The organism is Nocardia barduliensis, assembly GCF_013315795.1.
Classification (GTDB): domain Bacteria; phylum Actinomycetota; class Actinomycetes; order Mycobacteriales; family Mycobacteriaceae; genus Nocardia; species Nocardia barduliensis.
In genome coordinates this window covers 23,608-37,310 of sequence record NZ_JABLTE010000052.1, presented here as the reverse complement: position 1 = coordinate 37,310, position 13,703 = coordinate 23,608, and the positions used below count along the sequence as shown (strand labels likewise).

Genomic DNA, 13,703 nt, shown 5'->3' with positions numbered 1-13,703 from the left:
GTTATTCGTCCGTTCCGAGCCGTTCGGCGGCCCATACCGCGAGTCGTTCGCGTCCGATCTTGGCGTTGTGCCGGATGTCGACCGGGAAGGACGGATGGACCAGGAAGTCGGCGATGGTCCTGGTGAGGTCGAACTGTGCGCCGCGGGTCCGCAGCGCGGGTTCGACGAAGTCGGGGTCGGCCCCCGGCTTCACTTCGACACAGAGCACCGGCCGCTGTGCCCCAGGTGGGCCGATCCCGACCAGAGCGGTACGGGCCACGCCCGCGACGTTGTTGAACACCTGCTCGACTTGAACGGTGAACATCGGCCCGTGCGCGGTGAGCACCCGCTGGCTCTTGCGTCCGCAGAACCAGATCCGGCCTTGCTCATCGATCCATCCGAGATCGCCGGTGCGATGCCAGATCCGATCGCCGTCGCTGATCTTGCCCTGCGCGTTCGCCTGCTCCGGCCAGTAGTACCCGGTGCTGACGTTCGGCCCGGCGACGACGATTTCGCCGACGCCGCGGGTGGTCTCCAGCTCGTCGGCCAGTTCCTCGGCCCGAGCCATGGTCGGAATCGGCTCGTCGGTGATCGCCACGATTCGCGCCTGCACTCGGTAGGCCGGTCTGCCGACGCAGGTGCCCTCGCCGTGCTGTGCCCGCTCGACCAGTCCGTTCAGCAGTTCGCGGGATTCGATGGTTGACATCGGCAGCGCTTCGGTGGCTCCGTACCCGGCGACGACCTCGGCGTCTTCGCGGAGCGCCTCGCGCAACCCCGCGATGCACCAGTCCGGTACCGGCGCCCCGCCGGAATAGATACTGTCCAGCGAGGGCAACGCAACCGGGTGCCTACGCAGGTGCTCGAGCAGCGGGATCAGCACGGCGGGGGAGGCGAACATGGTCCGCACGCCGAATTTCCGGATCGCGTCGACCACGTGCGCGGGATCGGTCGCGCCGACCTTGCTCGGGATCAGCGGCGGCAGCACACAGCGCGAGCCCAGCAGCAGGTCGAGTACGCCGACCAGCGGAAGGGTGATCAGCGAAGCCTCCGGCGTGATCTCGCCGCGCGCCATGTGCACCTGGTCGACCATCGCGGCCAAGTTGCCGTAGGTCATCTGCACGGCTTTGGCCGGTCCGGTGCTACCGGTGGTGAACGCGATCAGCGACAGGTCGTCGTCGGTGGCCGGGCTGCCGGGCGGCACCGGAACCGTTGGTGTCCGGCCCCATGCCCGCAGCGACTCGCCCCGCCAGAACCAACGTCTGCCGACCGTGACCGTGGTACGGACGGTGCGGAAGCTGCGCCGGAACAGCACGCGCAGCGCGTGCGCCTGCGGGATGCCGATGAACGCCTGGGCATCCACGGCGCGCAGGCAGCGCAACATCTTCCGCACACCCATGCCCGGGTCGATCACCACCGGCACCGCCCCGAGCTCGAGCAGCGCGAACATGATCGCGTACAGCGCCGGGCTCGGTAGTACCAGCACGATCGTGCGCGTTCCGGTGCCGACACCCGCCGCGGACAGCCGTCCCGCGATCGTTTTCGACCACAGGTCCAGCTCGCGATACGTCAGATGCCGGTAGGCCGGCAGGCCATCGGGGTCGATCCCGTGCGCGTAGCGAACCGCCACACGGTGGGGATCGGTGCGGACGACCGCACGAAACCGATCGATGGCCTGCCAGCGTATTCCCGTTGTCACGCAGGCGCTCCGGCGAACACGGGCAACCGGTACAGCACCGCGGCGGCCGCCGGACCCGCGCCCGCGGCGACGAACAGCACCTGGCGGTACTCGGCGAGGCCGTCGTCCACGATCGCCGAGTGGTACGCCGCGGTGAGCGCGGCCGTGTGCGGGTCGCCGTCACGCAGGTCCGGTAGGCGGACCGAGCGGTGGTCGATGCCGAGGGCGGCGGCCAGCTTCGCCGGGAACTCCGGGCTCGGCGTCGAGGCGATCAACGCGATCTCGCTCAGCGAGGCGTGGTCGGACCCGGCCAGCGCTCGGCGCGCGGCGTCGAGGGCCACCGCGAGCAGGCGGTCCTCGAAGCCGGGCTCCCGCTCCACGGTGATCAGGCTGCGGCCGCGGTCGCCCATCGTCGAAATGTCGAGATAGCCCTCGACCGCCGGCGTGCCCTCGCCCTTCACGGTATGGACCGTGCCGAAGCCGTCCGGTTCGTCGGTGCGCTCCAGCAGCAGCGCCGCGCCGCAGGTGGAGTACGGGAACTCGTCGTCGGCGACCGAGCGGGTCATCGACGGATGGGTATCGCCGGACACGATCAGCACGTGCTCGGCGCTACCGGTCTCCAGGACCGAGGTGGCCACCTGGATCGCGTTGATGACACCGACCGCCCCGTTCATCAGATCGAACGAGAAGGTCCTCGGGTCGTCTTTGGCGTATTCCAGGCCGATCCCGGCCGCCTTCTGGATCAGCGCCGACACCGCGGGTTCGACGGTATTCGAATCGCGGAAGATGCCCGCGTTGATCAGCAGGCCGACCTGATCGGAACGGATTCCGGCGCGCTCCAGGCTCTGCCTGGCGGCGCGGGCGGTGTGCTCGACGATGCTGTAGGTGTCGTCGGATCGGCTGATGCCGGTGGACTTGATGCGCACGCTCATGACGACCTCAGACCTTCAGCGACGAGATGGTGGTGGACACGAACCCGGTGACGATGCCGGAGGCCGCGGGCACCAGCAGCAACTTCGATCCCGCGGGGAGGTTCTGCTCGCTGAGCTGATCGTGCAGAACAATGAAATGCGAAGTGGTGGAAGTGTTTCCGTACTTCTCGATGACCCGCAGATCCGGTGGCATCGGGCTGCCGAACTCCCGTTCGGCGATGGCGTTCATCCACGGAATGGCTGCGGCGCCGAACTGGTGGTGGATGACGTAGTCGAACTTCTCGTCGGCGAAGGTCCTGCCCCGCGCCTCCAGGAACTTGCGCTGGGTATTGGTGCCGAGCAGGAAGCGGTCCTCGTTGTGCATCCTGCGGTTGTCGGTGTACATCGCGACGCCCTGGGATTTGTCGCTCGGCATGCCGAGGCACAGGTGCGCGTACTCCGCGGCGGTCATCATCTCGATGTAGTGGATGACATCCTTTTCGTCCACGGCCTGGTCCAGCACTATCGCGCATCCGGAGTCGCCGACGGTCAGCGCCGCGAACTGCGGATCGTATTTCTCGGAAATCTCCCGGACCGCGGTGTCGGCAATTTCGGTAATCGCCTCACCGCTGACCACGAGTCCGTTTCGGACGGCGCCGGATCGGATCATCCGGTCCAGTATGTAGGTACCGGTGAGCATTCCCGCGCAGGCATTGGAAATATCGAACACAATGGCGTTCTTAGCGCCGATGAGACGGCTTATCGACATCGCGAACGAGGGCTCCATATACATGCGGGTGGCATGCTTGCCGCGCGAGATCGAGGTGGAGATGATCACGTCGATGTCCTCTGGTCCGTACTGTGACCTGGACAGACAGTCCTCGACAGCCTTCATCGCCAAAGTGAAGGAGTCTTCGTAGCTTTGCGGTCGAGTGTCGCGTACCCGGCGTTCATGGACGCCGGTGATTTTCTCCAGATCGAACGAAGGGGGCTCCTTCATCCGGGACACCAATTCCTCGGTGGTAACGACAGTCGAGGGCAGATAGGCGCCGATGGATTCGAAACGAGAATGGGGAGACACGAGCGCTCCTGAAATCGTTGAGATATACGGTTCCGGATCGACTCTGATCGTCGGTGCATTGAACACTACCCGACGGTAACAACAAATGGCTATATCCCGTGGAGGCCCTGCTTCTGAGACGGGAATCACTCGACGAGGTATCTGTTTCGTGAGGTATCACCAACTGGTGACCGCGTGGCTATGGCGTTCGCAGTATTGCGATGTGATCGCCCGTTTCGGTTTGTCACGGCTTTTCGAGTGCCGGGCGCGGTGGGCCGCCCTGCGCGGGTTCATGCGCGGCTTTCGGAACGGCAAGCGATCGGCTATTGCCGGATGGTGGCAATTCGTGAGTGTTCGCCGGGGCGGCTCCCTCGGCGGATGTGAGTGACTTCACTGCGATCGCGGCATGTGCGACCGCTCGGTATCGCGCGGGTGTCCCTGCCTGTGTGCGCGGCGAACCCTGTTGCGGCGTAAGGGAACACGAGCGGGCGCAGGCGCTGGGCGCCTGCGGTCAGGCCTCGGTGCTCAGCGACGAGCGCGCCGTGGCGATCCGCTCGATGACATCGGCGGCGTGCGCGTCGAAACGTTCCCGCGAGACGGGGATCTCGCCGTCCAGCCAGGGGCGATAGAGGTAGGCCAGCGCGCCGAAGATGGCGCTGGCGTTGAGCGCGTAGTCGTGTTCGTCGGGGACCGGTTGGGTGTAGTCGCCCGCGCTGATGGTCAACGCGATCGGCGCCGTGAACAGGCCGATGAGTTCGTTGGCGCGCGGCATCAGCACCGGAGTGGCCTGCGACTCGATGAACATGATCCGCCCGCGGCGGCGGTCTTCCAGCAGGTAGTCGGTGAAGACGGCGACCATGTGGCGGAACATCGCGTCGCGTTCGATGGGTGCGTTGGGCAACTCGTCGAGCAGACGGTCGCGGGCGCCGAGGACCACGGTGTCGAGCACCGTCGTCAGCAGCGTGTCCAGATTCTGGAAGCTCTCGTAGAAATAGCGTTCGGTCAGCCCGGCCTGGCGGCAGACTCCCCGCATGGACGTCTCGGCGGCGCCGATGGTCGCCATCAGCTCGGTGCACGCCTCGAGCAGCTGTTCCCGGCGCGCGGCGACGCGATCGGCGGGGGATTGCCCGCGCCAGCGCCGCATGCCCGGGATCGCTCCGTCGGCTTCGTCCATGGGCGTCATCCTCTCATAGCGACCGAATTGACATCATGTGATGTTGACATCATGTGATGTCACCAATACATTGCGAAGACACCGATCGACGACGAGGGGTGCGAGATGGGCTCTGCCGTATATGCCGACCGGACTCACGCCATCAACGCGCGAGCCGTGGAGTTCGACTTCGCCACGGTGCCGCTGCACTACATCCCCGGCGAGGCGATGGCCACCCACATCATCAACGTCATGCACCTGGTGCTCCCCGAGGGTGAGCGCGCGATGGCGCAGGCGCTGGCCGAGGCGCTCCCACTGATCGAGGACGAGCGGTTACGCGAGGAAGTCCGCGGCTTCATCGGCCAGGAATCCATGCACGCAAGTTCGCACGAGAAGGCGCGGGAGCAGCTGGAACGGCTCGGCCTGGAGGTCGGCCCGATGGTCGACCGGGTGAGCTGGCTGGTCGACCGGGTGCTCGGCGATCACGGCCTGAGCGGGCGGGCCAAGCGGGAGTGGCTGTGCGAGCGGCTGGCGCTGTTCGCGGGCATGGAGCACTACACCGCGGTGATCGGCGAGTGGCTGCTGACCAACGACAAGCTCGAAGCCAAAGGCATGCACCCGGCGATGCTCGACCTGATCCGCTGGCACGGCGCCGAGGAGGTCGAGCACCGCAGCGTCGTCTACGACGCGTACATGCACGTCGACGGCGGATACGCCCGCAAGGCGAGGCAGGCGCTCCTGGCGAGCACGGGCTTGCTGGTCCTGTTCGTCGTCTCCAGCGGTTATCTGTTCCAGAAGGACCCGTCCGAGCGCAAGGGGCGGTTCTGGCCGCTACAGCTGGCCAGTGCGTCGGTGCGGGGTGTGGTGCCGAGCTTCACCACATTCCTCACCGAGATCCCGCGCTACCTGCGGCCGGGCTTCCACCCGTCGCAACTCGGCCCGATGGACAACGCACTGCGCTACCTCGCGCAGTCGCCCGCGGCACGGGCGGCGCGCGCGTGACCGCCGTCGGGGAACGGTTCCAGCCCGGCCCCGCGCTGCGGTTGATCGGCTCCGCGGCCGACGCCTACAAGCGGCTGTTCACCGAAGGTTCTGCCGCACAGCTGCTTTCGCCGCCCCGACCGGTGCGGCACGGCGGTTACGAGTTCGAAGTGATGGTCGACCGGATCGGGCACGAGGCCGACGGGGTGGTCAGCTTGTGGCTGCGCCATCCGGAGGGCGGTCCGTTGCCCGCGTGGACGCCGGGCGCGCACCTGGACGTCTTCTTGCCGTCGGGTCGCCAGCGGCAGTACTCGCTCACCAACGATCCCGCCGACCGCGGCTTCTATCGCATCGCGGTGCGCCTCATCGCCGACGGCGAAGGCGGCTCCGCGGAGATCCATCGGGATCTGCGGGTGGGTGACCGGCTGTGCGTGCGCGGTCCGCGCAACGCGTTCCCCTTCGTCGCGGCGCCGTGCTATCTGTTCGTCGCGGGCGGCATCGGGATCACCCCGATCCTGCCCATGGTCGCCGCGGCCGAGCGCGCCGGAGTGCCCTGGCGGCTGATGTACCTGGGCCGGGCCAGGTCGCGCATGCCGTTCCTGTACGACTTGGCCCGCTACACCGGCGGCGACGTGGTGGTGCGCCCCGATGACGAGTTCGGCGTACCCGACGCACGGATGATCTTCGAGCAGACGCCGCCCGGCGCGGCGGTGTACGTCTGCGGGCCGCCGCCGCTGGCCGAGGCCGCGCGCGCGGTGCTCGCCCTGCACGACCCGACGGCCTCGCTGCACACCGAGCGGTTCTCGCCGCTGCCCGTGCGAAACGGCGAACCGTTCCGGATCCGATTGCGGCGCAGCGGCTTCGACGTCGAGGTCGCCGCCGACGAGTCCGCGCTCGGCGCGATCCGGCGGGTGCTGCCCGGCGTGGCCTACTCCTGTCAGCAGGGATTCTGCGGCACCTGCAAGACGCGGGTGCTCGCGGGCGCGGTGGACCACCGGGACCGGTCGCTGCTCGAATCCGAGCGCTCGGAGGCGATGCTGACCTGTGTCTCCCGGGCGCGTGACGGCGAACTGGAACTGGATCTGTGAACTCGGCGGGCAACGGCGCCCGGTCGCCACGCGTCACGACGTGGTGCGGCACATGCGGTTCGGCGTCGAGGTGGCCGAGGCGCGCTGGGACGACGCGGCCACGCGGTGGCGGCTGCGCACGAGTCGCGGTGACCGCACCGCGGATGTGCTGGTCTGCGCCGCCGGGCCGTTCAGCGAGGCGCGGATTCCGCGGGTGCCCGGTGCGGAGACCTTCGAAGGCACGCAGTTCCCTTCGCCGCACTCGATCGTCTCGCGGCTGGATCGCCGCACCCTGCCCGCCGAACGAGCGCTGCTGCGCCGGATGCCCGTCCTGGGCAGAGCGATTCGCGGTCTGTTCTACACCGGCAGCGAGGGATCCGGCCTGGTCGTTTTCGTGGACAAGCGGTTCCGGCATCCGTACCAGGCGCTCGGGAGGCAATCGGTCCGCGATCTATATGATCGAGGCGCAGGTGCGCTATATCGTCGATGCCGTGACCACCATGCGTGCGCAGCACATCCAGCGGATCGATGTGCGCGAGGAGGTGCAGCGCGCCTTCCTCGACGAGGTGACCGAGCGCAGCCGCGACACCGCCTGGCTGACCGGCGGCTGCCGCAGCTACCGCCAGACCGCCGACAGTGGCAACGCGGGCCTGTACCCGAACTGGGGCTTCGAGTATCAACGGCGCACAAGCCGATTCGAGCCGGAGTCCTACCGGCTGCGGGCCGGGTGAGCGCCGTGGTCGCCGACCTGCTGCGTCAACTGCTGTCCCCGCCCGCCGAGCATCGGTTCGACGTCCGTGACCGGGTCGTGGTGATCACCGGGGCGGGTACCGGCATCGGCCGGGCGCTCGCCGAAAAGCTCTACGCTTCCGGCGCTTCGGTGGCGCTGATCGATATCGATGAGGCCGCCGCCGCGGCCGTCGGGCGTTCCATGGGGGACCGCGCGCTGGTCGTGCGCGCGGACGTGTCCGACCGGATCGGGATGCGCGAGGCCGTGTCCCGGGTGCGCGAGCGGTTCGGCCGGATCGATGTCGTCGTGGCCAATGCCGGAGTGGTGCCCGAGCCCGCGACGATACGGACGATGAACCCCGGGGACTTCGATCGGGTCATCGGGATCAACGTGACCGGTGTGTTCAACACCGTGCACCCGGCGCTGGAGGACATCATCGCCGCGAAGGGGCACGTCGTGGTGGTCTCCTCCGCCGCGGCGTTCGCGCCCGGCATGGGTGGTTCGCCCTACATGGTGAGCAAAGCCGCGGTCGAGCAGTTCGGGCGGGCGCTGCGGGTGGAGCTGGCCGCCGTCGGGGCGACCGCGGGCGTGGCCTACTTCGGCATCGTCGACACCGCGATGACCCACGGCACCCTCGACCAGGACGAGCTGGGCGCCGACCTGGGCGCGTTGCTGCCGTGGCCGCTCAACGTGCGCATCACCGTGCGCGACGCGGCGGAATCCATCGCCGACGGCATCGCCCGCCGCGCGGCCCGCACCATCGCTCCGCCGCAGTGGGAGCCCTACGCGCTGCTGCGCGGCGTGATCAACGTGGTGCTGGACAGCAGGCTGGCGCGCGACCCGCGCGTGCACGATCTGATCCACCGGGTCGAGCGGCGCGTCGTCGACAGCCACCCCGTGACCCCGATACCGCGCTGACGCGCGGCGCTACGGCTCGGCGGGAAAGATCGTGGGCAGCGTCAAGGCGTACTCCAGATCGACCCGCGTGCCGAGCGTCGTGAGCAGCACCCGGATCATCGTCAAGCGTGCCGCCGCGACGGTTTCCGCGTCCGGTTCGGCGCCGGGCGCGGTGCCCGCGGAGATCCGGTAGACCACGTACTCGCACAGGTGCAGCGCGGCGTCCAGATCGAGCGGGCTCGGCACCGGACGGCCCAGTTCGGCGAACGTCTCGCGCACCAGGCCGCGGATGTCGTCGAGCGCGCGCTCCCGGTACGCCGAGACCGGCGAGCCGGGATCGTGCAGTTCGGCGAACAGCGGTCGCAGCATGGGGCCGTGCCCGCGCGCCCAATCCAAATAGGCGTCGATCAGCCGGATACCCAGCTCGACCGGCTCGTCGGTGCCGGTCAGCGCCGTGCGGATGCCGCCGACCAACCCCTCGTTCGAGGTGTCGAGCACCGCGAGCAGCGGTTCCTGCGCGTTGCCGAAGTAGCGGTAGAAGGTCGGCCGGGCCAGCCCCGCCTGCTCGATGATCTGCGCGACGCTCAGTCCGCGCGATCCGGTCCGGGCGAACACTTCCGCGGTCGCGAGCACGATCCGGGCGCGGACCTCTTCGGCCTGCTCCTGCGTCTGCGGCGGCCGCCCGCGCCGCGCGGTCGTGGACTCACCCGACATCGTGGCGCCTCACAACGCGGCCCCCGGAATTCCTGTGCGCCACGACGAACAGCTTGACACGAGGTGTGACATGAACATTAATCTAACACCACTGTTCATTTAATGGGGCACGCCTGCGGCGCGGCCCACCGTCCTCGAGAGGACCGCCCATGACGACCACCTCGCAGCCGGCCACCGCCGACGCGCTGCCTTCGTCGCTGGTGCAGCCGTTGCTGGCGCACGCCGTCGCGGGTGGCGCGCCCGCGGTCGAGGTGTTCGCTCCCGCGAACGGCGCGAAGATCGCCGACCTGCCGCAGTCCTCCACCGAGGACATCGAGACCGCGTTCGCCACCGCCCGGCAAGCGCAGCGCGAGTGGGCGCGGCGCTCGGTCCGGGAACGGGCCGCGGTGCTGCGCCGGTTCCACGACATCGTGCTCGCCGAGCAGGACGTCATCCTCGACATCGTGCAGACCGAGACGGGCAAGGCGCGGGCGCACGCCTTCGACGAGGTCGGCGACGTGGCCGTGAACGCCAGGTACTACGCGTCGGTGGCCTCCCGGTTGCTGGCCACCCGCAAACCGCGCGGTGTCCTTCCCGTGCTCACCCAGGTCGACGTGCGGCAACGGCCCAAAGGCGTGGTCGCGGTCATCTCGCCGTGGAACTACCCCCTGGCCCTGGCCGCCTCCGATGCGCTTCCGGCCCTGATCGCGGGCAACGCGGTGGTGGCGCGCCCGGACAACCAGACCGCGCTCACCGCGCTGTGGGCGATCGACGCCGCCGTCCGCGCCGGATTGCCGCGCGGGCTGTGGCAGGCGGTGCTCGGTCGCGGTTCGGTGATCGGCGGCGAGGTGATCGCCCGCGCCGACTACGTCGACTACACCGGCTCCAGCGCGACCGGACGGACCATCGCCCAGCAGGCGGGCGAGCGGTTGATCGGGTACTCGCTCGAACTCGGCGGCAAGAACCCGCTGCTTGTGCTCGCCGACGCGGACGTGTCGCGCGCCGCCAAGACCGCCATCCGGGCCTGCTTCGCCTCGGCCGGACAGCTGTGCGAGTCGATGGAACGGATCTACGTGCACGACAGCGTCTACGACCGCTTCGTGGCCGAGTTCGTCGGGCACGTCGAGGCCATCCGGCTCGGCGGCGGTCTGGACTACGACAGCGACATGGGCTCGCTGACCTTCCAGCGCCAACTCGACACGGTGGTCGCGCACGTGAACGACGCGGTGGCCAAGGGCGCCACGGTGCTGGCGGGCGGTCGGGCGCGCCCGGACCTCGGCCCGTACTTCTACGAGCCGACCGTGCTGGCCGGGGTGCGACCGGGCATGACGGTCCACCGGGAGGAGACCTTCGGCCCCGTGGTCTCGATCTACCGCGTGAGCAGTGACGACGAAGCCGTCGAACAGGCCAACGACACCGCCTACGGCCTCAACGCCAGCGTCTGGACGAAAGACATCGCCCGCGGCCGCGCGGTGGCGGCGCGGATCAACGCGGGATCGGTGAACGTCAACGAGGGCTTCATCGCCGCGTGGGGCAGCGCCGACGCGCCCTCGGGCGGACTCGGCATCTCCGGCACCGGACGCAGGCACGGTCCCGAGGGCCTGCTCAAGTACATCGACACGCAGACCATCGCGGTGCAGCGCATGCTGCCGATCGCGCCGCTGCCCGGCATGTCCGAAGCGGTATGGGCCAAAACGATGACGCTGTACTTCGGCGTCATGAAAACGCTTCGGCAGAAGTAACTCGCACGACTCACGGATCAGGAAGCAGTACGGATGAAACTGGACACGGTCGCGGGCAAGAGGGTCCTGGTGACGGGAGCCGCGATGGGCTTGGGCAAGCTGTTCGCCGAGCGCGCGGTGCGCGAAGGCGCCGCGGCGGTGGTGCTGTGGGACATCAACGAGGCCGCGCTGAAGGACACCGCCGCCGAACTGACCGGCCTCGGCGGCGCGATCCATCACCACGTGGTCGACGTGGCCTCGCCCGAGGCGATCACCGAGGCGGCGGCGACCGTTCGCGAGCAGGTCGGCGGCATCGACGTCCTGGTCAACAACGCGGGCATCGTGCGCGGCAACACCTACTTCTGGGAGACCGGCGACCGCGCCGACATCCACAAGACGATGGCGATCAACTCGCTCGCCCCGATGTACGTCACGCTGGAGTTCCTGCCCGCCATGGTCGCAGGCGCCACCGAGGCGCGGGTGCTCACCATCGCGTCCTCGGCGGGTCTGGTGTCCAATCCGCGCATGAGCGTGTACGCCGCGTCCAAGTGGGCGGCGCTGGGCTGGTCGGATTCGGTGCGCATCGAACTGGAACAGGCCGGCCACGACCACGTGAAGGTCACCACGATCTGCCCGACCTACATCAACACCGGAATGTTCCAAGGCGCCAAGGGCTTCCTGTTCACCCCGATCCTGGAACAGCACAAGGTGGTCGACACCGCGTGGCGCGAGATGAAGAACGGCACGCCGCTGGTCGTGCTGCCGTGGACCTCGCGCCTGAACAAGGCGATCTCCGGCCTGTTGCCGATCAAGCTGCGTGACCTGTTCCTCGACACGGTCGGCGTCTACCACTCGATGGACGAGTTCACCGGTCGCGAGAAGAAGTAGCAGGGGTCGATCCGGCGCTGTTGGCGCAGGCGGTATCCGGGCTCGCGAGGTCGAGCGGGAACGGCGCGTCGTTGTCAGCGTGAGCGGGTGCCGATGACCACGGTCGCGTACAGCTCTTCCGATTCCGCGACGCGTCCGTCGAGGCCGTGTTCGGCCAGGACGGCGAGGGCGAGCGGCGCCTGCTGCTCACTGCACTCCACGAGCAGATGACCGCCGGGCGACAGCCACTCGGCGGCCTCCGCCGCGACCCGGCGGAAGACGTCCAGCCCGTCCGGCCCGCCGTCGAGGGCGGTGCGCGGCTCGTGGTCGCGGGCCTCCGGCGGCATCCGCGCGATCATCTCCGACGGAACGTACGGGGTGTTGCAGAGCAGAATGTCGACGCAACCGCGCAATTCCTCCGGCAGCGGCTCGAAGAGATCCCCTTCGTAGACCGGCGCGCCTAGCGGCGTGAGGTTCGCGCGGGCGCACTCGACCGCGACCGGATCGATATCGGCGGCCGCCAGCGTGACCGGACGGCCCTCGGCGGCCGCGGTCGTAGCCGCCGCGAGGCCCAGCGCCCCGGAGCCGCAGCACAGATCGACCACCACCGGGTGCCCCCGCCGGGCGTGGATCAGCGCGACCGCTCGGTCGACGAGGAACGCGGTGCGTTGCCTCGGCACGAAGACGCCGGGGAACACCGCCACCCGCAGCCCGCGGAACTCCGCCCAGCCGAGCAGATGCTCCAGCGGACTGCCGGTGACACGCTGGTCGACGAGCGATTCGAGCGCCACACCCGTCTCCTCGGCGGCGGCCGTGAGCAGCCGCGCCTCGTCCTCGGCGAACACGCAGCCCGCCGCTCGGAGCCGGGCCACCACCTCGCTACTTCCGGCTGACCTCACGCGGCCATCCTGCCGCGCGCGGGGCTGATCCCGCCAACGGATTTCCCGGGCGATCGGGACCACGGGCGCGTCCGGAAGTCCCGATCGCCGGGCAGGTCAGCGCGCGGTGCTGAGCTGGAAGGTGCGGGTGGCGTCGAGATAGATGCCGCGCTGAGCCGGTCTACCGGGCGGCGGTAGCTGCGAGACCAGTTGTTCCAGCGAGGTCGTCGCCCCGACCACCCTGGTGCCCGCGACGATGAAATCGGCGACGGCACGACGGATGTGGTTGGGCGAGGTGACCACGATCGCGCTCGTCGCACCGACATCGCGCAGCAGCCTGGTGCTGAACAGAGCGTTCTGCACGGTCGAACCCGCGCGGCTCTCCACGTGGATACGCGCGGGCGGCACGCCGTGGCCGACCAGCCAGTGGCGCATGGCCTCGGCCTCGGTGATCCCGTTCTGCGGATTGCCGCCGGTGACGACGATCGGCGAGAGCGGTGCGGCGATCGACTGCAACCATGCCGCGGTGAGCCGGTTGACGAGTTCGGGGCGCAGCGCCCCGTCCGGCAGCAGACCGTAGCCGAGCACGACGATGCCGGTCTGCGGTCCCGCGAGCGCGGGCAGGGGATTCGGCAGGGTGCCCACCGCCGCGCGGATGGCGCCGAGCACATTGTCGGTGCCCTGCGCCAGCCTTGGATCCACCGCGTGCAACCGCGCCATGGCGTCCAGCAGCGCGGGCAGGTCACCGGCGTAGTCGGACCAGATCGCCTGCAGGGCGAGAGCTTCGGCGTCCGCGGGATCGGCGCCGATCAGGTTGCGCAGGTCGGCGCGGCCCGCGGCGTCGTCGCCGTCGGCGAAGTGGCGCTGGGCCGAGTTGTACAGGGCGCTCGTGTCCGGTGCGGCATGCGCGGGAACCCCGGCCGGGCCGATGAGCGCGCACGCGGCCAACGACGCCGCGACGAGCAATTTCCGATGCCTCGAGATCATCACTACAGTCGTCACCTTTCCGCTGCGGAACGGTTGGCACGTGCTAGCAGTTAGCTGGGGCAAGCACGGAATACGATACGGGCGAATTGCCCCGCTCTCCGGCA

14 protein-coding genes are annotated in these 13,703 nt (G+C 69.0%); 6 read left to right on the top strand and 8 right to left on the bottom strand.

Annotation, left to right across the window (positions count from 1 at the left end):
• Nucleotide 1 precedes the first annotated feature (1 nt).
• The 4 genes from HOV91_RS22140 to HOV91_RS22125 form a co-directional block, all read right to left on the bottom strand.
• Nucleotides 2–1,675 carry a fatty acid CoA ligase family protein gene (locus tag HOV91_RS22140; protein WP_174187326.1) on the bottom strand — a complete coding sequence of 558 codons (1,674 nt, stop codon included), beginning with the start codon at nt 1,673–1,675 and terminating at the stop codon, nt 2–4.
• Entirely contained in the window at nt 1,672–2,586 is a 915-nt protein-coding gene (locus HOV91_RS22135) for a beta-ketoacyl-[acyl-carrier-protein] synthase family protein (protein WP_174187325.1), read from the bottom strand. Before HOV91_RS22135 ends, HOV91_RS22140 begins: the two co-directional genes overlap by 4 nt.
• 7 nt (nt 2,587–2,593) lie before the next feature.
• A complete protein-coding gene (locus HOV91_RS22130) occupies nt 2,594–3,646 on the bottom strand; it encodes a 3-oxoacyl-ACP synthase III family protein (RefSeq protein WP_174187340.1) in 1,053 nt (350 codons plus the stop codon).
• Nucleotides 3,647–4,136: 490 nt separating this feature from the next.
• Entirely contained in the window at nt 4,137–4,799 is a 663-nt protein-coding gene (locus HOV91_RS22125) for a TetR/AcrR family transcriptional regulator (RefSeq protein ID WP_174187324.1), read from the bottom strand.
• 105 nt (nt 4,800–4,904) lie between these two features.
• On the opposite strand from HOV91_RS22125, the gene HOV91_RS22120 reads away from it, so the two are divergent.
• Entirely contained in the window at nt 4,905–5,780 is an 876-nt protein-coding gene (locus HOV91_RS22120) for a metal-dependent hydrolase (protein ID WP_174187323.1), read from the top strand.
• On the top strand, nt 5,777–6,847 hold the full coding sequence (locus HOV91_RS22115) for a PDR/VanB family oxidoreductase (RefSeq protein WP_174187322.1): 1,071 nt from the start codon (nt 5,777–5,779) through the stop codon (nt 6,845–6,847). Before HOV91_RS22120 ends, HOV91_RS22115 begins: the two co-directional genes overlap by 4 nt.
• Nucleotides 6,848–6,880: 33 nt before the next feature.
• Here HOV91_RS22115 and HOV91_RS22110 read toward each other — a convergent pair whose 3' ends face one another.
• On the bottom strand, nt 6,881–7,069 hold the full coding sequence (locus HOV91_RS22110) for a hypothetical protein (RefSeq protein ID WP_174187321.1): 189 nt from the start codon (nt 7,067–7,069) through the stop codon (nt 6,881–6,883).
• 248 nt (nt 7,070–7,317) lie between these two features.
• On the opposite strand from HOV91_RS22110, the gene HOV91_RS22105 reads away from it, so the two are divergent.
• Both HOV91_RS22105 and HOV91_RS22100 read left to right on the top strand, forming a co-directional pair.
• Nucleotides 7,318–7,557, top strand: coding sequence for a hypothetical protein (locus tag HOV91_RS22105; RefSeq protein WP_174187320.1), 240 nt, complete (start codon nt 7,318–7,320; stop codon nt 7,555–7,557).
• Complete coding sequence (locus HOV91_RS22100) at nt 7,554–8,474, top strand: short-chain dehydrogenase/reductase (RefSeq protein ID WP_312884733.1); 921 nt, start codon at nt 7,554–7,556, stop codon at nt 8,472–8,474. The genes HOV91_RS22105 and HOV91_RS22100 overlap by 4 nt, the downstream gene beginning before the upstream one ends.
• A gap of 9 nt (nt 8,475–8,483) precedes the next feature.
• Here HOV91_RS22100 and HOV91_RS22095 read toward each other — a convergent pair whose 3' ends face one another.
• On the bottom strand, nt 8,484–9,167 hold the full coding sequence (locus HOV91_RS22095; RefSeq protein ID WP_174187319.1) for a TetR/AcrR family transcriptional regulator: 684 nt from the start codon (nt 9,165–9,167) through the stop codon (nt 8,484–8,486).
• A 149-nt stretch (nt 9,168–9,316) separates the two neighbouring features.
• Between HOV91_RS22095 and HOV91_RS22090 the strand changes: the two genes are divergently transcribed.
• Together HOV91_RS22090 and HOV91_RS22085 are read left to right on the top strand one after the other, a co-directional pair.
• The gene (locus tag HOV91_RS22090) at nt 9,317–10,888 is read left to right on the top strand and encodes a succinic semialdehyde dehydrogenase (RefSeq protein WP_174187318.1); all 1,572 of its coding nucleotides are present in this window, start codon (nt 9,317–9,319) and stop codon (nt 10,886–10,888) included.
• Nucleotides 10,889–10,921: 33 nt separating this feature from the next.
• Nucleotides 10,922–11,755, top strand: a complete 834-nt coding sequence (locus HOV91_RS22085; RefSeq protein ID WP_174187317.1) for an SDR family NAD(P)-dependent oxidoreductase — start codon at nt 10,922–10,924, stop codon at nt 11,753–11,755.
• 74 nt (nt 11,756–11,829) lie between these two features.
• On the opposite strand, the gene HOV91_RS22080 is transcribed toward HOV91_RS22085, so the two are convergent.
• Both HOV91_RS22080 and HOV91_RS22075 read right to left on the bottom strand, forming a co-directional pair.
• Nucleotides 11,830–12,633 (bottom strand): putative protein N(5)-glutamine methyltransferase, encoded by an 804-nt coding sequence (locus HOV91_RS22080; RefSeq protein ID WP_174187316.1) that lies wholly within the window; start codon nt 12,631–12,633, stop codon nt 11,830–11,832.
• A gap of 96 nt (nt 12,634–12,729) precedes the next feature.
• Nucleotides 12,730–13,599 (bottom strand): YdcF family protein, encoded by an 870-nt coding sequence (locus tag HOV91_RS22075; RefSeq protein ID WP_174187315.1) that lies wholly within the window; start codon nt 13,597–13,599, stop codon nt 12,730–12,732.
• Between the last annotated feature and the right edge of the window lie 104 nt (nt 13,600–13,703).

What these genes read in the sequence shown, in the direction of transcription:
- HOV91_RS22120 (WP_174187323.1), top strand. Translation starts at nt 4,905, where the DNA reads ATGGGCTCTGCCGTATATGCCGACCGGACTCACGCCATCAACGCGCGA.
- HOV91_RS22095 (WP_174187319.1), bottom strand. Translation starts at nt 9,167, where the DNA reads ATGTCGGGTGAGTCCACGACCGCGCGGCGCGGGCGGCCGCCGCAGACG.
- HOV91_RS22135 (WP_174187325.1), bottom strand. Translation starts at nt 2,586, where the DNA reads ATGAGCGTGCGCATCAAGTCCACCGGCATCAGCCGATCCGACGACACC.
- HOV91_RS22075 (WP_174187315.1), bottom strand. Translation starts at nt 13,599, where the DNA reads ATGATCTCGAGGCATCGGAAATTGCTCGTCGCGGCGTCGTTGGCCGCG.
- HOV91_RS22090 (WP_174187318.1), top strand. Translation starts at nt 9,317, where the DNA reads ATGACGACCACCTCGCAGCCGGCCACCGCCGACGCGCTGCCTTCGTCG.
- HOV91_RS22085 (WP_174187317.1), top strand. Translation starts at nt 10,922, where the DNA reads ATGAAACTGGACACGGTCGCGGGCAAGAGGGTCCTGGTGACGGGAGCC.
- HOV91_RS22125 (WP_174187324.1), bottom strand. Translation starts at nt 4,799, where the DNA reads ATGGACGAAGCCGACGGAGCGATCCCGGGCATGCGGCGCTGGCGCGGG.